Annotated in this window: 18 protein-coding genes, 2 rRNA genes and 2 pseudogenes; 9 read left to right on the forward strand and 13 right to left on the reverse strand. The window is 40.0% G+C overall.

Annotation, left to right across the window (positions count from 1 at the left end):
• Positions 1 to 89: 89 nt before the first annotated feature.
• The 4 genes from ACB088_RS15170 to ACB088_RS15185 all read right to left on the reverse strand — a co-directional run bounded on the left by ACB088_RS15170 (position 90) and on the right by ACB088_RS15185 (position 4,312).
• Positions 90 to 1,409, reverse strand: a complete 1,320-nt coding sequence (locus ACB088_RS15170; RefSeq protein WP_005037373.1) for an MFS transporter — start codon at positions 1,407 to 1,409, stop codon at positions 90 to 92.
• 80 nt (positions 1,410 to 1,489) lie between these two features.
• A complete protein-coding gene (locus tag ACB088_RS15175) occupies positions 1,490 to 2,134 on the reverse strand; it encodes a trimeric intracellular cation channel family protein (RefSeq protein ID WP_005045261.1) in 645 nt (214 codons plus the stop codon).
• Positions 2,135 to 2,179: 45 nt separating this feature from the next.
• Positions 2,180 to 2,647, reverse strand: a complete 468-nt coding sequence (locus ACB088_RS15180) for a YchJ family protein (protein ID WP_375037349.1) — start codon at positions 2,645 to 2,647, stop codon at positions 2,180 to 2,182.
• A gap of 72 nt (positions 2,648 to 2,719) precedes the next feature.
• Positions 2,720 to 4,312, reverse strand: a complete 1,593-nt coding sequence (locus tag ACB088_RS15185; RefSeq protein WP_092709684.1) for a TerC family protein — start codon at positions 4,310 to 4,312, stop codon at positions 2,720 to 2,722.
• Between the two features lie 326 nt (positions 4,313 to 4,638).
• Here ACB088_RS15185 and ACB088_RS15190 point away from each other — a divergent pair, with 326 nt between their 5' ends.
• The 4 genes from ACB088_RS15190 to dinB all read left to right on the forward strand — a co-directional run bounded on the left by ACB088_RS15190 (position 4,639) and on the right by dinB (position 8,720).
• Positions 4,639 to 5,262, forward strand: coding sequence for a TIGR00730 family Rossman fold protein (locus ACB088_RS15190; RefSeq protein WP_005037381.1), 624 nt, complete (start codon positions 4,639 to 4,641; stop codon positions 5,260 to 5,262).
• Positions 5,263 to 5,432: 170 nt separating this feature from the next.
• Positions 5,433 to 6,824 carry a multidrug transporter subunit MdtD gene (gene mdtD / locus ACB088_RS15195; protein WP_375037350.1) on the forward strand — a complete coding sequence of 464 codons (1,392 nt, stop codon included), beginning with the start codon at positions 5,433 to 5,435 and terminating at the stop codon, positions 6,822 to 6,824.
• Between the two features lie 77 nt (positions 6,825 to 6,901).
• A complete protein-coding gene (locus tag ACB088_RS15200; protein WP_375037351.1) occupies positions 6,902 to 7,663 on the forward strand; it encodes a GH25 family lysozyme in 762 nt (253 codons plus the stop codon).
• A gap of 1 nt (position 7,664) precedes the next feature.
• Positions 7,665 to 8,720 (forward strand): DNA polymerase IV, encoded by a 1,056-nt coding sequence (gene dinB, locus ACB088_RS15205; RefSeq protein WP_375037352.1) that lies wholly within the window; start codon positions 7,665 to 7,667, stop codon positions 8,718 to 8,720.
• Between the two features lie 229 nt (positions 8,721 to 8,949).
• Here the strand turns inward: dinB and ACB088_RS15210 are convergent, their stop codons facing one another.
• A complete protein-coding gene (locus ACB088_RS15210) occupies positions 8,950 to 9,768 on the reverse strand; it encodes a hypothetical protein (RefSeq protein ID WP_307013530.1) in 819 nt (272 codons plus the stop codon).
• Positions 9,769 to 9,917: 149 nt separating this feature from the next.
• On the opposite strand from ACB088_RS15210, the gene ACB088_RS15215 reads away from it, so the two are divergent.
• Positions 9,918 to 10,271 (forward strand): RidA family protein, encoded by a 354-nt coding sequence (locus ACB088_RS15215; RefSeq protein ID WP_004640595.1) that lies wholly within the window; start codon positions 9,918 to 9,920, stop codon positions 10,269 to 10,271.
• 206 nt (positions 10,272 to 10,477) lie between these two features.
• Here ACB088_RS15215 and ACB088_RS15220 read toward each other — a convergent pair whose 3' ends face one another.
• From ACB088_RS15220 to ACB088_RS15235, 4 genes are all read right to left on the reverse strand, one after another.
• A complete protein-coding gene (locus tag ACB088_RS15220) occupies positions 10,478 to 10,978 on the reverse strand; it encodes a DUF2726 domain-containing protein (RefSeq protein ID WP_092709699.1) in 501 nt (166 codons plus the stop codon).
• Between the two features lie 314 nt (positions 10,979 to 11,292).
• A complete protein-coding gene (locus ACB088_RS15225) occupies positions 11,293 to 13,674 on the reverse strand; it encodes a YgiQ family radical SAM protein (RefSeq protein ID WP_375037353.1) in 2,382 nt (793 codons plus the stop codon).
• A 214-nt stretch (positions 13,675 to 13,888) separates the two neighbouring features.
• Complete coding sequence (locus ACB088_RS15230; RefSeq protein WP_375037354.1) at positions 13,889 to 15,148, reverse strand: esterase-like activity of phytase family protein; 1,260 nt, start codon at positions 15,146 to 15,148, stop codon at positions 13,889 to 13,891.
• A 148-nt stretch (positions 15,149 to 15,296) separates the two neighbouring features.
• Positions 15,297 to 15,701, reverse strand: a complete 405-nt coding sequence (locus tag ACB088_RS15235) for a helix-turn-helix domain-containing protein (protein ID WP_375037355.1) — start codon at positions 15,699 to 15,701, stop codon at positions 15,297 to 15,299.
• Positions 15,702 to 15,782: 81 nt separating this feature from the next.
• On the opposite strand from ACB088_RS15235, the gene ACB088_RS15240 reads away from it, so the two are divergent.
• From ACB088_RS15240 to ACB088_RS15255, 4 genes and pseudogenes are all read left to right on the forward strand, one after another.
• On the forward strand, positions 15,783 to 16,268 hold the full coding sequence (locus ACB088_RS15240; protein ID WP_375037356.1) for a DUF2938 domain-containing protein: 486 nt from the start codon (positions 15,783 to 15,785) through the stop codon (positions 16,266 to 16,268).
• A gap of 16 nt (positions 16,269 to 16,284) precedes the next feature.
• Entirely contained in the window at positions 16,285 to 16,851 is a 567-nt protein-coding gene (locus tag ACB088_RS15245) for a flavodoxin family protein (protein WP_375037357.1), read from the forward strand.
• 4 nt (positions 16,852 to 16,855) lie between these two features.
• Positions 16,856 to 17,089: pseudogene (locus ACB088_RS15250) on the forward strand (DUF2798 domain-containing protein).
• A gap of 279 nt (positions 17,090 to 17,368) precedes the next feature.
• Positions 17,369 to 17,977 (forward strand): lytic transglycosylase domain-containing protein, encoded by a 609-nt coding sequence (locus tag ACB088_RS15255; RefSeq protein ID WP_375037358.1) that lies wholly within the window; start codon positions 17,369 to 17,371, stop codon positions 17,975 to 17,977.
• A 53-nt stretch (positions 17,978 to 18,030) separates the two neighbouring features.
• Here ACB088_RS15255 and cysK read toward each other — a convergent pair whose 3' ends face one another.
• The 4 genes and pseudogenes from cysK to ACB088_RS15275 form a co-directional block, all read right to left on the reverse strand.
• Complete coding sequence (cysK, locus tag ACB088_RS15260) at positions 18,031 to 19,029, reverse strand: cysteine synthase A (RefSeq protein ID WP_375037359.1); 999 nt, start codon at positions 19,027 to 19,029, stop codon at positions 18,031 to 18,033.
• A 303-nt stretch (positions 19,030 to 19,332) separates the two neighbouring features.
• A pseudogene (locus ACB088_RS15265) lies at positions 19,333 to 19,877 on the reverse strand (GNAT family N-acetyltransferase).
• A 144-nt stretch (positions 19,878 to 20,021) separates the two neighbouring features.
• Positions 20,022 to 20,136, reverse strand: a 5S ribosomal RNA gene (rrf, locus tag ACB088_RS15270).
• Between the two features lie 182 nt (positions 20,137 to 20,318).
• Positions 20,319 to 23,212: ribosomal RNA gene (locus ACB088_RS15275) — 23S ribosomal RNA — on the reverse strand.
• Between the last annotated feature and the right edge of the window lie 10 nt (positions 23,213 to 23,222).

The following is a 23,222-nucleotide window of genomic DNA, read 5'->3' on the forward strand; positions in this document are numbered from 1 at the left end:
ACAGACACAAGAGGGAGTCTGTCACCTGAGCGTCAAATTATGTCTCATCTCTCTATATTTTTAGTTACTTGCTATAAAGTTAGGCAAAACTAGAGGCCTATCGACTCTAATCTTTTTCCTTGGGTTTCTTCACCCAATATCAAAATTACAGCAGCAACCAAAAGCAAAACAACTGTAAACATCATAAAAACGTGGCTAAATCCGTTCTTAGCCACCATCATATGTGTGACAACGATCGGTGCTAAAATTCCGCCTAAACGCCCCATTGCGGAAGCCCAGCCAGAACCAAAAGCTCGAATATTGGCTGGATATTGCTCTGGCGTATAGGTATATAACACTCCCCATGCTCCTAAATTAAAGAATGACATGAGGCAGCCCCAAAACATAATGCTGTTCACACTGTCGGCTTGTCCAAAGAAATATGCAGACAATGCACAAAAGCCAATAAAAGAAGCCAGTGTAATCTTTCTTCCCAAGCGCTCTACAAACCATGCAGCTGCCAAGTAACCTGGTAGCTGTGCCAAAATCATAAGAAGAACATATTCAAAAGATTTAACAATGTCATAGCCTTGTTTCACCAATAAACTCGGTAACCAAGTAAAAATACCGTAGTAGGAATACACAATCCCAAACCAAATGAGCCAGAGCATTAAACTACGGCGTGCAAAAGGACCACTCCAAAGTTGTTTAAAAGAAACCTTTTGTCGTATAGCTACAGGCATGACTTCAATATGATGAACAATTTGAACACCAGCTTGAGCTTCTAATTTTTGAACTAATGCATGCGCTTCTTCAATACGACCACGATTAATGAGATACGGTATCGACTCAGGGAGTTTTTTCCAAATCACTAAAATATAAATCAGTGGGAGGCCACCCATGAGAAATGCAATATGCCAACCAAACTTAGGAATAATAAAATAAGAAATTAATGCGGCAACTAACCAACCTAAACCCCAAAAACTTTCAAGCAATACAATAAAACGACCACGTACATGTGCGGGTATATATTCACTAACCAGTGTTACCGCAACAGGCAACTGTCCACCCAGACCAACACCAACAATAAAACGAAAAATTAATAACCACTTTAAATCTGGCGCAAAAGCACATAAGGCTGTGGCAATACTATAAATTGCCATGGTAGTGGCAAATATTGTCTTACGGCCAAATCGATCTGCTAAAGCTCCCGAACAAACTGCTCCAATCGCCATTCCCACAAAGCCAATACTCACAATCCAGCCACTTTCGGCTGGAGTTAGCGCCCAGTCTTTGACTAAGGTTGTCATGATAAAAGCAATGATTCCTGTGTCCATCGCATCAAACATCCAACCTAGCCCAACCACCCACAATAATGTGTAGTGAAATTTGCCGATTGGAAGATTTTGTATACGTGAAATCAGGTCCATAGGAAAACTCTACTGGAAAAAGTAAGTGAACAAGACAATCATTTAATTGTTATAGCATGCTCACATAGCATTCTGCATGATTAATGTTCGTCGGTTGAAGAAGCCGACTCTGCATCATCATCTTTATAAATAAATTTAGGCATTTCTAAGCCAAAATAGATGGCAATCAAACGAAGGGTAAAACCGAAAATTAAGGTTGAAATGACGGTTAACTCTAAACTTAACCCTAAATCCTGACATACCCAGTAACAGATGACCGCCACCAAAGAAATACTCGCATAAAGTTCGCGACGGAAAACGAACGGGACATCGTTACATAAAATGTCACGTAAAATACCGCCAGAAACTCCGGTCAATACACCAGCTACAGCTGACACGACAAAACCGTGCCCCATCTGCAAGGCAATCTGGCAACCAATGATGGTAAACCCGATTAAACCTAAAGCATCGAGCACCAAAAAGATGTTATGTAAGTGACGCATCCATTTGGCAATAATGATTGTGACAAATGCAGCGCAACAAGTCAGAACCAAATATTCAGGATGTTTTACCCAAGTTAAAGGATAGTGGCCGAGTAGTACATCACGTACAGAGCCACCACCCAAGGCCGTCACACAGGCAATCAGTACGACACCGAACCAGTCCATACTCCGTCGCCCAGCAGACAATGCACCTGTCATGGCTTCAGCAGTAATCGCAATAATATAAATAACGGTGAGTAACATCGCCCTTTCCCTCAGGCCAAACGGTGGCCGTATTTTAAGGTAAAGTTATATGAATTGTGCACAGCATTGCTTAAATTTTTTTCCAGAGCCACATACACAGGGTTGTTTCATCGTGACATGCATATCTACAGTGGGGTCAAGAAAAAACCATTGTTGTTGCTGATATACAAAATGTGAAACCTCATGGTGAACCTGAGCTTTTTGCCCATCATGATAATGCGCCTTGAACTCAACCTGCGCATGCGTTTTGTCTAATTTTTCTTTGGCATTGACCACCTCCAAACCCAACCATTGATTTTGTTTACTCCAGTCTGCAATAGCCTCTTTATCAAGCGCAGCTTGCTGACCTAAAGCAGTTGTTTGAACAATGTAGTCAATTTGTTGTAATGCAAAAGCACTATAACGCGAACGCATAAGCTGCTCTGCTGTTAGGGCTTTTGCTGTGCCTAAATGTAAAGGCTCACAACATTCGACATAGTTGCCTTTTCCACATGGACAAGTGTGTTGAGTCATTCTGTGTTTCTCAAATAAAAAAATAGCTCAGATTTGAGCTATTTTATGATGTTTCTAGACTTGAAATGTCATTTAATCTTTTGATTCATCTTGTTCGATAGAAACAATATGAACTTTCTCGATTTTATGGCCTTCCATCGTCACCACTTCAAAGCGATAACCATCTGCTTCAACAGTTTCACCATTTTCAGGCAAGCGACCTAAATGAAATAATAAATAACCCGATAAAGTTGAATATTGCTCACTTTCATCAACCAAATCACGACCTAATAACAAAGATACATGGCGAATGTCGGTTGAACCTTCAAGTATTAATGAACCATCTTCCAAGCTCTCAGCAGCCGCATCTAGTTCATCTTCATCTGGGAATTCACCCGCAATTGCTTCTAAGATATCGATTGGTGTTGCAATACCTTCAATTGAACCGTATTCATTTAAAACGATTGCCATTTGTAAAGGCGCTTGACGTAATTGCTCCATCACCATAAGTACTTGAGCATTTTCATGCACAATGACGGGTTCACGTAAATGCTTTTGGAAATCGACTACACCAGTTTCAATAAAGCCATTCAAAACTTTATGAGTGAGTGCAATACCCTCAATATTATCAAGCTCACCACGTGCAACAATCAAACGAGAGTGTGTCATTGACATTAAACGTTCTTTTAAAACTTCCGGTTCGTCGTCTAAATCAATCCATTCAAGTTCAGGTCGTGGAGTCATAACAGACTTTACAGGACGTTCTGATAAACTAAGAACACCTTGCACAAGTACACTATGATAAGCACCATTTTCTTCGTCAAAAACTTCATCTGCAAAAGCTTGTGTAGCCAATACATCTTCTTTATCAGAAGATTGCGTATCTGAGCTAGAACCACTGCTTTTACTTCCTAGCATACGTAAAACCGCAGAGGCAGTGCGATAACGCAAGTCTGTGGTTGTCACTAGCTTTTCCTGATTGCGGCGCATGCTCTGATTGATAATTTCTACCAAAACAGAGAAACCAATTGCAGCATATAAGTAACCCTTTGGAATATGGAAACCAAAACCTTCCACGACTAAAGAGAAACCAATCATCATCAAGAAACCAAGACACAGAATAACGACCGTTGGATGCTTATTGACAAAGTCCATGAGTGGTCTTGATGCCCACAACATGATTCCGACAGCTATTACAACCGCAACCATCATGATTGACAGTTCTTTCACCATACCTACAGCTGTAATCACACTGTCTAATGAGAACACAGCATCAAGCACAACAATCTGGACAATGACCATCCAGAACGCAGCATGAACAGGATTATCTTCTTTATGAAGTTGGTTACCTTCCATGCGTTCATGCAATTCCATGGTGCCTTTAAAGAGCAAGAACACACCACCGAACAACAAAATCAAATCACGGCCAGAAAATGGATGATTAAGAATATGGAAGAGTGGTTCAGTCAGTGTCACGACCCAAGCAATCGAAGCCAAAAGTACTAAACGCATTCCCAAAGCGAGCACAAGACCCACTATACGCGCTTTAGCCCGCTGTTCTGGCGGCAGTTTTTCGGCCAAAATAGCAATGAAAACGAGGTTATCGATCCCCAATACAATTTCAAGAACGATTAAAGTTGCTAAGCCCACCCAAGCAGCGGGATCAGACATCCATTCAAAGATCATCGATCCTGCTCCTGCGCTGACTGGATTTTATCTTTATTTGGCAACACAGCAGGCATGCCCATACAAAGGAGGGAAAATGTTTTTTTAGGACAAGAAATTAAAACGGAGCGACTACAACCACTACCCATATTTGTTCATATGTTGTTAAACGAATTTTTAGTATAGGCAAGATTTAATAGAAATTCATCATTTTTATTTGTTCATGACGGGCATTCACCAAACCCATACAAAACATGAATCTTTCTTATTAATCTGCTTATAAAGTTGTCATATCTTTGGCTTAGTGTAGACAAGAAATATGAACGTGATAAGGTGAAAATAAAGCAATGAATAGCGTATTAACAATGGCAGTAAATGATTCATCGATAACAGCTGTAAAAACAAAACAACCTCTTATTGCATTATATTGTGGTTCACGTGTAGGAAATAATCCAATCTATCGAGAAAAAGCAATTGAGCTCGCTCGCGGAATTGCTGAGCAAGGCTTTGGTTTGGTCTACGGCGGTGCAAGCATTGGCTTAATGGGACAAGTAGCCGACAGCGTACTCGAAAATGGCGGTGAAGCTGTGGGAGTAATCCCTGATTTTATGCTTAACTATGAAGAAGCACACTCAAGATTAACCGAATTACACGTGGTAGAAACCATGCATGAGCGCAAAGCCATGATGGCTGAACGTGCAAGTGCATTTGTTGCATTACCTGGTGGTTTAGGAACATTCGAAGAGATATTAGAAATAGCCACTTGGGGTCAACTCAACCAACATCAAAAACCCATGATTTTATATAACGTAAATGGTTTTTATAATGCATTGATTGCTCAGTTAGATCATGCGGTTCAAGAGGGTTTTCTCCCACTTCAACACCGCGCTAAATTGATTATCTGCGAAGACGTTGATCAAATTTATAACGTGATTAAAAACTTAAAAATGCCAAAAAGATTTGTTGTCTAATTGCCCACCTACTCTCCATAAAAAAGCGGTTCTGCCGCTTTTTTTGTTTTAACTATTTTCACCGTGCCTTCAAAAGCACTTAGATTTAGTAAAGGGTTACTCAACATTGTCTTACTTTTTTTACTTTCAATTTGTTTTACACTAGACCAAAACGTTAACTTTCAAATGTTATGAATGCCACGCCGACTCACCAAGCCCTGCAACCTGAATATCGCTTACTCGTACTTTTGGTTTCCATTGGCTTTTTTATGCAGGCTTTGGACACAACGATTGTAAATACCGCTATTCCTGCAATGGCTCACCATTTAAATGAAGACCCTCTACGCATGCACAGCGTAGTAGTGGCCTATGTTTTATCAGTAGCTGCCTGTATTCCTTTAAGTGGCTGGTTAGCAGACCGCTTTGGTGTTAGAAATATTTTCTTATCGGCAATCGTTATTTTTACTCTGGCTTCTTTAGGTTGTGGTCTTTCTCAAAGTCTCAATGAGCTGTTAGTTTTCCGAGTTATCCAAGGCGTGGGTGGAGCATTATTACTCCCTGTTGGTCGACTATCTCTTTTAAAAATTATTCCCCGAACTCAGTTCTTAGCTGCAATGAGCTTAATGAGTCTTGCAGGTTTACTCGGACCTTTGGCTGGCCCAACTTTAGGCGGCTGGTTAGTTGAAGTTGCAACTTGGCACTGGATTTTTCTCATCAATATTCCTATGGGTATCTTAGGCCTCTTAATGACATTAAAAGTCATGCCTAATTTAAAAGAACCTTCAGTCAAAACATTTGATTTAGGCGGCTTCATCTTATTAGTGGTGGCCATGATTGGATGGTCTTTGGGTATCGAACATCTAGCCTCACCTGAATATTCAAAATGGTTCAGCATTTCGCTATTGGTGGTCGGCATAATCGCAACGCTTTGGTATGCCTATCACTCACATACGCATCAAAATGCGTTGTTCCGTAGCCGACTTTTTAGAAACAAAATTTATGCGATTGGTATTTTAGGTAATTTCTTTGCCCGCTTTGGTGGTAATGCCTTACCTTTTGTTTTACCGCTCATGTTACAGGTCGCTTTTGGCTTTGAACCTTTTATTGCGGGTTTAATGATGATTCCTCTGGTCTTAGGTTCATTATTTTCAAAGCCAATCGTCAGACCGATTATTCAGAAAATTGGCTACCGACGTTTTTTACTCATCAATACAACGCTGGTCGGGCTATGTATCGCGTCTTTTGCCATCATGACAGTCGACACTCCAACTTGGTTTAGAGCCTTACACTTTTTCTTATTTGGTACATTAAATTCATTACAATTTGTTGGAATGAATACTTTAACCTTAAAAGATTTGCCTCAACAAGATGCGAGTAGCGGTAATAGTTTTTTATCGATGATCATGATGCTATCAATGAGTATTGGCGTGGCGCTGGCAGGTACACTCATTAATGTATTTACCAGTTATTATGGTGCCGATCACGTGACAACAGCATTCCATCTCACCTTAATTTGCCTCGGTTGTATCAATGTCATTGCTGCACTTATCTTCTGGCAAATTCCCAAAAATACCCCCGTATAAGCCGTTGCATTTTTAGCGTGGTTTATCACTCTTGAATCACGTTATGATGGCGGCCTAACATCTTTAATGAGTTTTGCATGACCAAACTGGCTAAAACCTTTTTCACAGCACGGCACCACAATACCCTAATGGGAATTGGCTTGGCATGTGTTATGGGAATATTGGCTTATTTTGGTCTGTTCTATCAACAAAAAGCCGTGGCACAAGATTATCCAGTTCAAGGTTTCGATGTCTCTCACCATCAAGGGGACATTGACTGGAAAAAAATATCACCAGAAAAGTTTCAATTCGTTTATTTAAAAGCGACTGAAGGTGGTGATTATAAAGATTCAAAATTTCAAGAAAATTGGCTTAAGGCTCGTGAACATGGGTTTCATGTAGGGGCTTATCACTTTTACCGTCTATGTCGAGATGGTAAGACACAAGCAGATAACTTTATTGCGACTGTGCCTAAAAAATCAGATGCGCTTCCGCCAGTTATTGATCTGGAATACGACAGTAACTGTATTAATACATACACCAAAGAACAATTAATTAAAGAAATTGGCATCATGCATGATCGCTTAAAACAGCATTATGGCAAACAGCCCATCTTTTATATTTCCAGAACTTTTTATAACATTGTCTTAGTTGGAAATTTTTCTGCTACTCCGCTTTGGGTTCGTGATTATGAAGCTAAACCTGAACTCAAAGATAAAAGAAAATGGCTCTTTTGGCAGCATAGTAATCAAGGTAAAATTGAAGGGGTGATAAAGCCAGTAGACTTAAATGTTTATGAGGGGTCAGTCAAAGAATGGCACCAATTTTTACAGCAGCAAGGCATCGTGAAAGCACAATAATATGCGCAAAATCATTCATATCGATATGGATGCCTTTTATGCATCAGTCGAGCTACGGGAACAACCTGAATTAAGGCATTTACCCGTTGTTATTTCATCTCATCATCCGCGAGCTGTGATTGCTGCTGCATCTTACCCTGCCCGTGAGTTTGGTTTACGTTCAGCCATGTCGATGAGTCAGGCAAGAAAACTATGCCCTCAAGTCGTTATTATTGAACCAAATTTTGAAAAATATCGCACAGTTTCAGCTCAAATTCATTCTATCTTTCAGCAATATACCCTACTTATTGAGCCATTATCTTTAGATGAAGCTTATTTGGATGTCACTGAGAATTTAAAACAGATTGCGAGTGCAACTGAAGTTGCCATGCATATTCGAGAAGATATTTTCAGATTAACTGGACTGACTGCATCGGCAGGTGTAGCACCCAATAAGTTTTTAGCAAAAATCGCCTCTGACTGGAATAAACCGAATGGTTTATGCGTAATAAAACCTTCGCAGGTTGCTAATTTCATTCAAGATCTTCCACTTAAAAAAATTCCCGGAGTCGGCAAAGTTACTCAGGAAAAATTACAGCAGCTTCAGTTACATACGCTAGGTGACTTACAGAAAATTGAAGAGGCTATTTTAATTCACCACTTTGGTAAATATGGTCAACAGCTCTATCTATATGCGCAAGGGATTGATCATAGACCTGTTCAAGCTGAAAGAGCTCGCCAACAGATTTCAAAAGAGACTACCTTTGATAGTGATTTTACTTTAGCTCAATGTCAGCCCTATTGGCAGGGATTAGCCGAAAAAGTCTGGCAAAGCTTAGAGAAAAAACAACTCAATGCGCGTGGTGTTAATGTCAAACTTAAACTCAAGAATTTCCAGACTTTACAACATAGTAAAAGCTTTAAAAGACCTATTCAGTCGCTACAAGATTTAATCCAAGTTTTATTTTTATTATTAAATGAAATGCAGATTCCCGAACATTTCCAGTTCCGCTTAATTGGTATAGGGGTTTATCAGTTACAAACTCAATCAGATGACTTTCAACTTAACCTTTGGTGATTGACTACTTTTCACTCAAAAAGAGTGGATTTTGAACAAAATCTATTCCCTTTTGCTCCAAGTTTAGAGTAACCTAATCAGCGCATATTCATTACCCATGTATTTGCAACATGCTTAAAGCAACCTTTACTTTTGGCATACCGTCCTGTGATTGGCGTGACGACCAAATCCGAATATTACAGGGCACAAATGTGCCCTTTTATTATAATTTATTCTTTAATAAAAACATTTATATATTACAGTCCTGTTTGGTCATTTTAATTTTAGTTAATGGCACATTATCTTTATATAAATACTTTAAATTAAGTTGCGCTCCTTTATTTAATAATTCTTTCATTTTTATATTATCGCAAACACCTTTAACAATTTCAGGAACACCATTAACTTCCATTGCTTGTACCCATTCAGCAGGCATATCCGCAGACGTTATATGAATCAGACGATAATTCAACGTTAATTCTTTCCCTTGGGCCTCAACATGTTCTAAATTTGTTTCTCGATCTACTTGCATAGGCAAGTTTTTATTGATCATCTTGGCCCCAAAAGTTAACTGTAGCGGCAAATCATCCTTAATACTTTCTTTACACAAATTCTGAGGGACACTTGTAGAATATTCCTCTGTAATATATAACTGTTTATCCACCCCACGAGAAACCACCATATAGTAATCACGATCTGTAAAACAGTTCTTATTGCTATATCTCGTCGCTGAAATCTTTGCAGAGTTTTGACTCCTCGTCACTTTCACATCACTATAGTTAGATGTATATCCCAGCTTTTGAAGCATTTCTTGATTTTCTAAAAATAGTTCTTTTAGTTTTTTCCCAGACATACTTATGCTTTGTTCAATACCATCCGGTGTGATTTGTTTTTGATTAAGTTTGGCATTGTCTGCATAGAGTTCCATTCCTTTTGGATCACTCTCATTTGACAACTGTTTATATTTTTCAAAGAACAATATATATTCTTGATCAGGATTTATAGCATGCGTTATTGTTGTCATTCCCAATAATCCTCCCAATATAATAATCTCTATTTTTTTTCGCATGATCATGTCCAATATATTATTTTATTCAATGCAGATATTAGCAATTTATAATAAATCTTGTCATTAATTATTCTATTTAAATATAAAATTTACAATTTAATATAGTTCGATCAAGTACAATTCATTTTATTTTTTACTCGGTAATAAATATGACGGTAAAGCGTTTACACGTTACTTCACGCTACTGCGAAGTTGCGATTTCAGGTAATTTAGTACACTTAGCTGGGCAACTCGCAGATGATACAAGCGTAGATGTTACATCACAGACTCAGCAAACTTTAGATAATATTGATCGCTTATTGGCAGAAGCTGGAACCGATAAAACCCACATTCTTTCTGTCATGATTTTTCTAAAAGATATCGAAAAAGATTATGCAGCGATGAATGCTGTTTGGGATGCATGGATTAGTGAAGGACATCCACCAGCGCGTACTTGTGTTGAGTCCAAACTGTATGCGCCAGACGTGCTTGTAGAAATGACGGTTGTTGCCGTACTTCCATAATTTTTATAAATATAAATCGAGATTAAATTGAGCAATATCTCTAGTTATATTGCTCAATTTTTTACTGCTTAAATAATTAATATCAGTATCTTATTAGGGCTTATCAAATTGCTAAGCTTGCTCATACGTGTTATTCAAGATGAGGCACAATTATTTTTAATCTTTATTGCACCGAACTTTTATCCAAATCCAACGTTATCTACTTTTTAAGACTTCACAAAAGCATTTGACATTCTTTCCAGCTGTGGCGTTGCATGTAAAGTTGCCATCTCTGTTTCTGGAGTCAATAAGTCTCTTCTTAGATCATGATAGTCAGGTACCTCACTATAATGCAGCACGCGATAACCAGCGAGTTGCAACAGACGACGTTCATATTGTTGATGCGCTCGGCGTAAACCATTTTCGCCAAGAACAACAACGACTACAACCTGATAATTTTGATCAAGTACAACAAAATCAGCTGCCATATTTTGATATTTTCGACGTGTATGTGCATATTTTGTAGTTAATAGTGCATCAAAGGATACATGTGCCAATACTGTAAATTTAGGCAAAACTGTTTGTAGTCTGGTTAATGTTATTTGCTCATGACTCGTTAATACTGCACGGCGCTTCAAGGCACTATCATGTTGATGCCTTCGTGAAAGACTTTTCACTGCCATCACAACAGCCAAAAATAATAATAAGATCGTAATTAAGTAATACATGGGCCTAATCCTTTAAGTTTTTTATAATGATTTTGCTAGATCACACTTTGTTTTAATTGATAACGACACAGCCGTTCTTTAAAAGGTTCACTTAGTAATTTCACTTGTAGTTATCAAGCTTGGCTTAAATTTAGCCACCCTCACATTATTTATAATCATAGAGTCAACAACAATCAAGTGCAGCTCGTCTGATTTATTAGAATTATCATTTTTCGTTACGCTTTTTGTACTTTAAATCTGCAAAAATCTCACTATACGATTTAAACAGCCACACTAAAAACAAAAAAGGCTCTGTTTAAGAGCCTTTTTTATCATTATCCACGAGCTTTTGATTTTGGTTTACTTTTACCACCAAACGGTCTTTTCTCACCTGTTTCACGAGGAGGCAAACCAGTGTGTTGGGTTAGAACCTGTCCTTTTTGTGGACGTTTTTGCCCTGCTGCTGAGCGAGTCTGCCCCTGACCACGTTTTGCTGAATCTCCCGCCACAGACGAGTTCTTCTTACGCGCAGATTTATATTCACCTTCAGCAGTACCTTGTGGCTGATAGGTCGGAATCAAATGCTGCTTCGAATTACCAATTAAATCGGCACGGCCCATTTCTTTTAAGGCCTCACGAAGTAATGGCCAGTTGTTTGGATCATGGTAACGTAAGAATGCTTTATGCAAACGACGACGTTTCTCACCTTTTACAATATCAACTTTTTCGGTATAGCGAGCTACTTTAGCAAGCGGGTTTTTACCCGAATAGTACATGGTGGTTGCAGTTGCCATTGGCGATGGATAGAACGTTTGTACCTGATCGGCACGGAAACCATTTTTCTTAAGCCAAATTGCAAGGTGCATCATGTCATAATCTGAAGTACCTGGATGCGCAGCAATAAAGTAAGGAATTAAGTATTGCTCTTTTCCTGCTTCTTTACTGAAACGGTCAAACATTTGCTTGAAACGATCATACGTACCAATACCCGGTTTCATCATCTTAGATAAAGGGCCATTTTCGGTATGCTCTGGAGCAATTTTTAAATAACCACCAACATGATGTTGTACCAGTTCTTTTACATATTCCGGATTCAGTACGGCAAGGTCATAACGTAAACCAGAACCAATTAAAATCTTCTTCACACCTTTAATCGCACGCGCTTTACGATAAAGCTGTACTAAAGGTGCATGATCGGTATGCAAGTTTTGACAAACGCCCGGATATACACAAGAAGGTTTACGGCAGTTCTTTTCAATTTCAGGGTCTTTACAGTGCAAACGGTACATGTTTGCTGTTGGACCGCCTAAGTCAGAAATAATGCCTGTGAAGTTTGGTGCCGTGTCACGAATTTTCTCAATCTCACGTAAAATTGAGTCTTCAGAACGGTTTTGAATAATACGTCCTTCATGTTCTGTAATCGAACAGAAAGTACAGCCACCAAAACAGCCACGCATAATGTTGACCGAGAATTTGATCATATCAAATGCAGGAAAACGAGCATCGCCATAAGTTGGATGAGGCAAACGTGCATATGGAAGATCAAACACATAGTCCATTTCCTCAGTGGTTAGAGGAATTGGTGGAGGATTGATCCAGACATCACGTTCACCATGGCGTTGAACCAAAGCACGGGCATTACCCGGATTAGTTTCAAGATGCAAAATACGGTTTGCATGCGCGTAAAGCACGTGATCATTTGACACTTCTTCAAAAGAAGGTAAACGAATGACCGCCAACTCGCGTGGAGGTAACTTATGTTTAATTGCTTTTGACGGTGCCGGCTTTAATTGAACGATTTGAGTGTCGTCATCTAGTTTGTCGCCTTCACGCACAATCGGATTTGCAACAATCTCTTTCTGGAAATCTTGATACTGAGCTAATGAGTTACCTTTTTCTTTTTCAACCTCACAGCCATCAATATCTTCAGTCATGACATATGGGTTAATAATTGGATCAACACGTCCAATCGTATCTACATCATTACTCGCAACTTCAACAAACTTTGCTTTTGATGCTTTGTTATGTTTATTAATAATAAATGCTGTACCACGAACATCTGTAATCTCGTGGATTTTTTCACCTTTAGCCAAACGGTGCATCACATCAATAATGGCACGCTCACCATTACCATACATAAGCAAATCGGCTTTTGAATCCATCAAAATTGAACGACGAACTTTATCTGACCAATAATCGTAGTGTGCAATACGACGTAAACTGCCTTCAATTCCACCTAATAACACAGGTACATCAGGGAATGCTTCACGACAACGCTGGCAATATACCGTTGCTGCACGGTCAGGACGTTTGTTCGGCTCATTGTTTGGAGAGTAAGCATCATCTGAACGAATTTTACGATCTGCCGTATAACGGTTGATCATCGAATCCATATTACCTGCCGTCACACCCCAAGCAATGGTAGGCTTACCTAAAATGCGGAAGCTTTCAACATTGGTCCAGTCTGGCTGTGCAATAATTCCGACACGAAAACCTTGTGCCTCAAGTACACGCCCAATCACACCTGATACAAAAGATGGATGGTCAATATAGGCATCACCACAAACTAAAATGAAGTCACACGCATCCCAGCCAAGTTGATCCATTTCTTCTCGTGACATCGGCAAAAATGGTGCTGGTTCAAAACACGACGCCCAATATTTGTCGTAATCAAACAACGCTTTTGGCGCAGTTTGCATGGTGTAAGCAGTAGACATGGCTTGCGAATCTCGGCTAGCAGATGGAGGAGAGACATCTAAAGATGAAAGCCGATCATTTTAACATGAATTCCATTCATTTTCCCTGTTTATAAAACAAACGAAAACAAGGATATAAAAATTAATTTGATTAAAGTTTATTCAATATTTTATTCTTCTAATAAATGCGGCGGAATAAACTCCACCGCAGTTTTAACGCACTTATTTATAAGACTTAGAACAAAGCTTTGGGTAAGCGGATTTGAATAATCTCATTATCGTCAGCCAATTTTGCATTACGTCCTATAGAGCCTGGGAAGTTATTATCATTTAGAACAGTGAGGGTTGTACCATTTTCAATGATGACATCTTCAATGGTTTCAAATGGGAAGGCAAAAACTTGCTGTGTCCCCACGTCCCCTGCTCTTACTGTGCCATAAAGTAAATTTGGATTGGCAATTTTAATTAAATCGACTAAATCTTCACGACTTACGGGTTGGCCTGACTCATTTAATTTAATACGAATTAATTTTTTATATCCGCCTAAATTATTCTGAGTTGCATCACGCTCAATAATGATACCTTCATTATTATTAAAGAGTTGGAAGTCACCAATATTGGTTGCCTTACTGTTCAATTGGAACCAATAATATTTTCCTGTATAAGCTTTTTTCTTCAGGTCAAATTGAGAAATCAATAGCTGTCTTTCCGTTTCTCGTATTGATTTAAGCGGTTTCTCTACAAGAGGATAGAGATATTGGCCATCTGGTGAAATTGCCATTCCTTCAAAACCACCACTTTGCTGAACTAGAGGCTCTACAAAATTAATTTGCGCTTTATTGAATTGATTTTGAGGAGAGCGAAGTTCTTGCGTCGGATTCAGTGGATTTGGCAGAGCAATTGGAGCATCCAACAACACACCATCTGCAGAGAAATGAAGTAAATAAGGACCAAACTCATCCCCAATCCAATAAGTCCCATCACTAGTACGTTGCATTGACTCTGGGTCAAAATCGGCACCCGTTAATAAACGCTCAGCTGTATCACCATTGACGATACTAAATGGAATTAATTTGTTCGGATCACGCAGTTGGATAAAGCTTTGCACAGTCACTTGACCCGTGCCTTTAGCTTTAGTTTTGAAATCAGGCTTTAGTTTATAAATACGAAGTAAAAAATCTGCTGAATTATCTTGAGTTCCAAAGCCGTTATCGGCCATTGCCATATAACTGCCATCTTCATTTTTTAATGCAGCAGAAAAGCCCTGTACAGGTTGACCTTTAAATGGAGGATAAATTCCATTTGCACCTTTCACATATGCGCCAGAGTCTGGACCAGCAGCGTAGGTTTCTACGGGTAACTTAGCAAAAGAAATTAGGGTCGGTTCGGTAACTTTTTCAGTGGGTGAGGTTTGTTCTTGATCGTTATCATCGTTACATGCCGTCAATCCTAAACTGGCACAGCATAATAATGCGACTAAAGTTTTTTTGCTCATGGTTTTATACAGTCGGTAAAAAATTAAGCAAATTTAATCAAGCTTATATGAAGTTTTTACTTCAAAAAGATGAAATCTTTATGGCGAAAATATGACAAGCTAACTATTCAATACACAGCAAAAATTGAATTTCATTGATAAAAACTGATTAAAGTTTTGTTAGCTGATATTCTCCAGCAATTGCAGCTTTCAAAAAATTCTGGAACGTCGGGCACTCCATATGGTTTTCAGCAGGACACACTGCCGCATGTTGTAATCCCTGACTAATAAAATGTAATCGCTTTGCCATTTGCTCTAATTGTTCAGCTTTATCTTTTAGTTTTTGACGATCAAGATCAGGTTTACCATCTTGTCCAAACATTGTGGCAATTTCATTTAAAGAAAAACCCGCAGCACGCCCTAAAGCAATTAATGCCAGTTGATCAAGCACCTGTTTACCATATTGCCGACGCAAACCTTGACGCCCTATCGACTTAATTAATCCTTTCTCTTCATAAAAACGTAGCGTTGCTGTTGTTACTTTTGCTCTCTTAGCGACTTCACCAATATCCATAATACCCTCTTGACTTCAAGTGAACTTCAACTTGCACAATAAATTTATCACGTTTCATACGTATAAAAGCAAGGTGTAAAAATGAATATCTCCACATTGTTCTTTCAAGCTTTATGCCTCGGTATCGGGGCAACAGTAATTATGGATATCTGGCTGTTAATATTAAATATATTCAAAATTCCAACCTTAAATTTTGCCTTTCTCGGACGCTGGGTTAGTTGGATATTTCAAGGCAAATTCATACATCAATCCATTGCCCAAAGCTCTCAAATTAAGGGTGAATATTTATTGGGTTGGATTGCTCACTATAGTGTTGGGCTGATTTTTGCATTCAGTTTTCTTTTCATTGTCGGCTCCGATTGGCTCATTCATCCTCAGTTTTACTCAGCGCTCCTGTTTGGAGTGGTAACTGTTCTCATCCCTTTTTTTATTATGCAACCTGCGATGGGTAGTGGTTTCGCTTCTTCAAAAACCCCTCATCCATTTTTGAATTGTCTAAAAAGTTTGCTTAACCATAGTGTTTTTGGCTGTGGTTTATATCTCACTGCAAAAATCTTTCAAATTTAAAATAAAGGACAATCTCATGAAAACAGTCGCTATTATTTACTATAGCCGCCAAGGTCATACGCAATTTATTGCACAGCAGATTCAAGTTGGGATATTAAGCCAAAGAAATATTAAAGCAGATCTACTGAGTGTGGAACATCTCATTGGAAACCCTGAAAGACTTATCCAATACGATGGCTTGATTTGGGGATCTCCGACTTACTTAGGCGGAGTGTCCTCGAAATTAAAACAACTCATGGATGCAACTGGTCCACTATGGAAAAAACAGAGCTTTAAAGGAAAACTAGCGGCTGGGTTTACCGTATCATCCCTTCCCTCAGGTGATAAACAATCGACATTAATTTCACTTTTTACCTTCTGTATGCAACATGGCATGTTATGGATCGGTAATCCAATTCTGCCCGAGCAACATCAAGGTGTACCTTATGCTGAAGCAGCTAACCGTCTCGGTTCATGGTCAGGCTTAATGGCTCAGGCTGAACACGGCAGTAGTCCCGATCGGTTTGATGAAGGAGACATTAAAACTGCTCGATTATTTGGAAATAATTTTGCAATGACCTTGAATGCTTATCTTGGAGTGTAAAATTATGACAGCACAAAGGATTTTATTTCCGCTCATTTTGTCTGCAATGATGTCATTTATAATTTCAGGCATTTCAACTTTCAAAGCACTAGGCCCAGTCCAGAATTTCTTTTGATTATGGATGTCCGCATGGGGCATTGCTTGGATATTTGCTTTCCCAAGTGTGCTGATTTGTGCTCCTGTAGCACAGAAACTAGTCGACATCGTATTTAAGAAAGTTGGAAAAGTATATCTGTAAGTTAAAACGTACAAAACTTGCGGTGATTTGCGGATATCCAGCTTTAGTATTTTTTTATAATATATGAAACATAGAGAGACAGGATGTCTCATTGAAGAAGAATAAGAACGCAGGAAGCGGTAGTTGACAGGAGTTAGCTACATAAGCTGAATACGAAGGAACCCCGACAGGATGTCGGGGTTTTTTCATTTTAATCATACAAAATTATCACTATTTTCTTATGCTGAGCAACAGAACTTATATTGATCCATTAGTTACAGCTGAATACCATGATTTCATTTGAAACTTGATTATCGGTTTTATATTTTGCTTACCTCATCTTTATCTAACAATTATTTTAAACCAACTCAAATACACATTTTGAGTCTCAAATTTTTTGCGATTGTTTTAATGACAATAATGACGGGGTGTACGAGCTTAGGCACGAATAGTGGTTCATTTTCATGGCGTTCAAATAAACTCTCGTCTGGTTTACAAAAAGCTTATTCTGTTCCACAAAGCACAGCTAATCGGTTAGCTCCAATTATTATTCAAAGTGCTGATCAATATAATGTGCCGCCTCTTTTACTTGCCGCGGTCATAAGACAAGAATCGAGTTATAATACTAATGCTCTATCACCTACGGGTGCAGTAGGTCTAACTCAAATTATTCCCAGCTATTGGCAACAAACTTGTGCTGGTAATTTGTATGATGAATCTACAAATATTCAATGTGGTGCATATATTTTAAATCATTACTATCAATCAGCAGATAGCTGGTTTAAAGCCACTGCTTATTACAACGTTGGACCTACAGGATATGAGCGAAGTTTCTGGACACGTCACAAAGCTAAGAAATATGCCCGATCTGTTAAACGTCATCAAAAAGCTCTAAAAAGTGCCTTATAAATTAAGGTCAAATAAAAAGCCCATCTGTTGATGGGCTTTTTATACAAGTAATTTTATTCGTCAAATAAACCTTCAAATAGAACAGAAGATAAATAACGCTCTCCACTGTCTGGAAGAATAACAACAATCGTTTTGCCAGCATTTTCAGGACGTTCTGCAATTTTAGCAGCCGCAGCCAAAGCTGCTCCACTTGAAATACCTACTAAAATGCCTTCCTGCATTGCACAATTTCTTGCCCACTGAATTGCTTCTTCACTAGTTATTGGTAAGACTTCATCAACAAGATCTAAATCAAGATTCTTTGGAATAAAGTTCGCACCAATTCCCTGAATTTTATGCGGTGCAGGTGTAACATTCTCACCATTTCTAGTTTGAGTAATAATTGGAGACTCGGCAGGTTCAACGGCTACAGAGTACAAAGTTTTATTTTGAACTTGTTCGAAATAACGAGAAATACCGGTAATTGTGCCACCAGTACCTACACCAGCAACCAAAATATCGACTTGCCCGCCTGTTGCTTGCCAAATTTCAGGGCCAGTTGTATCTACATGAATTTGTGGATTCGCTGGATTTTCAAATTGTTGAGGTAGGAAATAAACATCTGGTTGTTCAGCTGCTAATCGCACAGCTTCATCAACTGCACCTTTCATCCCTTTCGCTGGTTCAGTTAAAACTAAATTGGCACCGAGTGCTTTTAACACTTTTCTACGCTCAAGACTCATGCTTGCAGGCATAGTTAAAGTAATTGGGTAACCCTTAGCCGCTGCAACAAAAGCCAACGCAATCCCCGTGTTACCACTGGTTGGCTCAATAATATGCATGCCTTCTTTTAACACACCACGCTTTTCTGCATCTGCAATAAGTGCCGCCCCAATACGACATTTCACAGAAAATGCAGGATTCCGACTTTCTACTTTTGCTAATACAGTTGCACCAGTTTTAATCAAACGATTGATACGAACTAAAGGTGTATTACCAATTGCTTCTGCATTATTTGAATAAACTGCGATCCCTAAATTATTGGGTGTTGGAAATTGCTGGTCGGTAGACATGTTATATCCTTATTAGATTTGGAATGATTCTGAATCATTATAAACTTCTCTAATAAACAGGAAAGTAGAAAAGCTAAGTAATGCCTAAATTATCAAATTAACAACGTGTCTTGTCATAAATTTATTTTTAACAAAAAATAATTTAAAAATACCTTAAAAATCAAATTATTAGATTAGATAAATTTATTTTCCTATCCACATACCACATTAGAAATAATAGGAAAGCTGGCTAATATTTCACATTATTAAGACTACGCTAATCTTCTGGTCGAACATTAAAGCTAATATTTTATGTAATTAAAACTACCAAAGTTCACCCTCTCTCCAATCGGCACAAATAGTATCATCTTCTAAATTATGGGTTAGTCGCGCCTTCAGCTTAGCGCTCAACGGAAATAACATAATTTGATAATCATCTGTTAGATAAGTGGAAGCATCTTGTTTGATGTATAAATCCCCCCACCATGAAATCCAACCTAATTTTTTATAGAATGCCTCATCTTCAGGCTGTAATGCCGCGAGTTCATAACCTAAAGTAGTTAAAACATCAGTTAAATATTTTAATAATTTAGATGCGAGTCCTTTTCCACGCATTTTGAAATCAGTAGTCACATATTCTATATAAGCAGTTTTTACAGTAATACCATCTTTTAAGGTGAAAATTCGATCTGTCCATAAAGCATGTGACACAATATACTATCATCTAATATGCCTACTATATGAACAGCGCTTTGCATGAAGGTATATTGACTCCAAGGATCTTCATCAAAAGCAGCAAAACACAGCTCAGCAATCTGTTGTCGTTGTTGCTTATTTAGATCTTGGGCCGCGATAATTTTAAACTGCATAAGCAGAAGCTCAATTTTAATTGCTCATATCATAAGCAAAGATCGAAATAATATGCAGTATTTTTAATGAAAACTACTCTAATGGTTATTTCCAGGCATAAAAAAACACCCCTGGCCTATTGGACAGGGGTGTTTAGAATAATGAGCTGGCGATGACTTACTCTCACATGGGAAACCCCACACTACCATCAGCGCTAAGAGGTTTCACTTCTGAGTTCGGGAAGGGATCAGGTGGTTCACTCTTGCTATGGTCGCCAGCACAACTGGTATGGATACTTGCATTGGTCTTATTAGTTGCCGATGCGTTTTCCAAATCTTTACAGATGGGCTGATTGAGTCTTACTTTATTTTGTTCATTTTAGCTAAGCGTATAACTAAATCAAGTTGCTTTGCATATTAATGAATCGATTGATGCTTTATATACAACTGCTTGGGTGTTGTATAGTCAAGCCTCACGAGCAATTAGTATTGGTCAGCTTCACATATCACTATGCTTCCACATCCAACCTATCAACGTCCTAGTCTCGAACGGCTCTTTAGAGGACATAAAGTCCTAGGGAAATCTTATCTTGAGGTAGGCTTCCCGCTTAGATGCTTTCAGCGGTTATCCCTTCCGAACATAGCTACCCGGCGATGCGACTGGCGTCACAACCGGTACACCAGAGGTTCGTCCACTCTGGTCCTCTCGTACTAGGAGCAGATCCTCTCAAATTTCCAGCGCCCACGGTAGATAGGGACCGAACTGTCTCACGACGTTCTAAACCCAGCTCGCGTACCTCTTTAAATGGCGAACAGCCATACCCTTGGGACCTGCTTCAGCCCCAGGATGAGATGAGCCGACATCGAGGTGCCAAACACCGCCGTCGATATGAACTCTTGGGCGGTATCAGCCTGTTATCCCCAGAGTACCTTTTATCCGTTGAGCGATGGCCCTTCCATACAGAACCACCGGATCACTAAGACCTACTTTCGTACCTGCTCGACTTGTGGGTCTCGCAGTTAAGCGCGCTTTTGCCTTTATACTCTACGCGTGATTTCCGACCACGCTGAGCGCACCTTCGTACTCCTCCGTTACTCTTTAGGAGGAGACCGCCCCAGTCAAACTACCCACCAGACATGGTCCTCGCCCCGGATTACGGGGCAGAGTTAGAACCTCAACATTACCAGGGTGGTATTTCAAGGACGGCTCCATTGGAACTAGCGTTCCAACTTCAAAGCCTCCCACCTATCCTACACAAGTAAGGTCAAAGTTCAATGTCAAGCTGCAGTAAAGGTTCACGGGGTCTTTCCGTCTAGCCGCGGGTACACTGCATCTTCACAGCGATTTCGATTTCACTGAGCCTCTGCTGGAGACAGCGCCGCCATCATTATGCCATTCGTGCAGGTCGGAACTTACCCGACAAGGAATTTCGCTACCTTAGGACCGTTATAGTTACGGCCGCCGTTTACTGGGGCTTCGATCAAGAGCTTCGCTTACGCTAACCCCATCAATTAACCTTCCAGCACCGGGCAGGCATCACACCCTATACGTCCACTTTCGTGTTTGCAGAGTGCTATGTTTTTAATAAACAGTTGCAGCGGCCTGGTTTCTGTGGCTGTCATCAGCTCAGGAAGCAAGTTCCATCACCAACAACAGCGTACCTTCTCCCGAAGTTACGGTACCATTTTGCCTAGTTCCTTCAGCAGAGTTCTCTCAAGCGCCTTGGTCTACTCGACCTGACCACCTGTGTCGGTTTAGGGTACGATTCCTGTGTAACTGAAGCTTAGAGACTTTTCCTGGAAGCATGGTATCAGCCACTTCGCTGTACAAGTACAGCTTGCTATCAGATCTCAGCATAGAGCACCCCGGATTTGCCTAAGATGCATGCCTACTTCCTTTCACCTGGACAACCAACGCCAGGCTGACTTAACCTTCTCCGTCCTCTCATCGCATTACACAGAAGTATTGGAATATTAACCAATTTCCCATCGACTACGCCTTTCGGCCTCGCCTTAGGGGTCGACTCACCCAGCCCCGATTAACGTTGGACTGGAACCCTTGGTCTTTCGGCGAACGGGTTTTTCACCCGTTTTGTCGTTACTCACGTCAGCATTCGCACTTCTGATACCTCCAGCATACTTCTCAATACACCTTCATCGGCTTACAGAACGCTCCCCTACCACTTGACTTAAAAGTCAAATCCGCAGCTTCGGCACATAGTTTTAGCCCCGTTACATCTTCCGCGCAGGCCGACTCGACTAGTGAGCTATTACGCTTTCTTTAAAGGGTGGCTGCTTCTAAGCCAACCTCCTAGCTGTCTATGCCTTCCCACATCGTTTCCCACTTAACTATGATTTTGGGGCCTTAGCTGGCGGTCTGGATTGTTTTCCTCTTGACTACGGACGTTAGCACCCGCAGTCTGTCTCCCGGATAGTACTCATAGGTATTCGGAGTTTGCATCGGTTTGGTAAGTCGGGATGACCCCCTAGCCGAAACAGTGCTCTACCCCCTATGGTATTCGTCCGAGGCGCTACCTAAATAGCTTTCGGGGAGAACCAGCTATCACCAGGCTTGATTAGCCTTTCACCCCTATCCACAAGTCATCCCCTGGCTTTTCAACGACAGTGGGTTCGGTCCTCCAGTTAGTGTTACCCAACCTTCAACCTGCTCATGGATAGATCGCCTGGTTTCGGGTCTATACCCAGCAACTAAACGCCCTATTAAGACTCGATTTCTCTACGGCTCCCCTATACGGTTAACCTCGCTACTGAATATAAGTCGCTGACCCATTATACAAAAGGTACGCAGTCACCGAACAAGTCGGCTCCCACTGCTTGTATGCATGCGGTTTCAGGATCTATTTCACTCCCCTCACAGGGGTTCTTTTCGCCTTTCCCTCACGGTACTGGTTCACTATCGGTCAGTCAGGAGTATTTAGCCTTGGAGGATGGTCCCCCCATATTCAGACAAGGTTTCACGTGCCTCGCCCTACTCGTCATCATTATGTGTGCCCTTTCGTGTACGGGAATATCACCCTCTACGTTCGCACTTCCCAGAGCGTTCCACTAAAACACACATAACTTAATGGGCTGATCCCCGTTCGCTCGCCGCTACTAAGGGAATCTCAATTGATTTCTTTTCCTAAGGGTACTGAGATGTTTCACTTCCCCTCGTTCGCCTTGCAACACTATGTATTCATGTTGCAATACCTACCTTAAAGTAGGTGGGTTCCCCCATTCAGAAATCTCCGGATCAAAGGATATTTGCCGCCTCCCCGGAGCTTATCGCAGGCTATTACGTCTTTCATCGCCTCTGACTGCCAAGGCATCCACCACATGCACTTAATTACTTGACTATACAACCCC

The sequence above is a fragment of the Acinetobacter sp. RW6 genome (assembly GCF_041956835.1).
GTDB classification, from domain to species: Bacteria; Pseudomonadota; Gammaproteobacteria; order Pseudomonadales; family Moraxellaceae; genus Acinetobacter; species Acinetobacter calcoaceticus.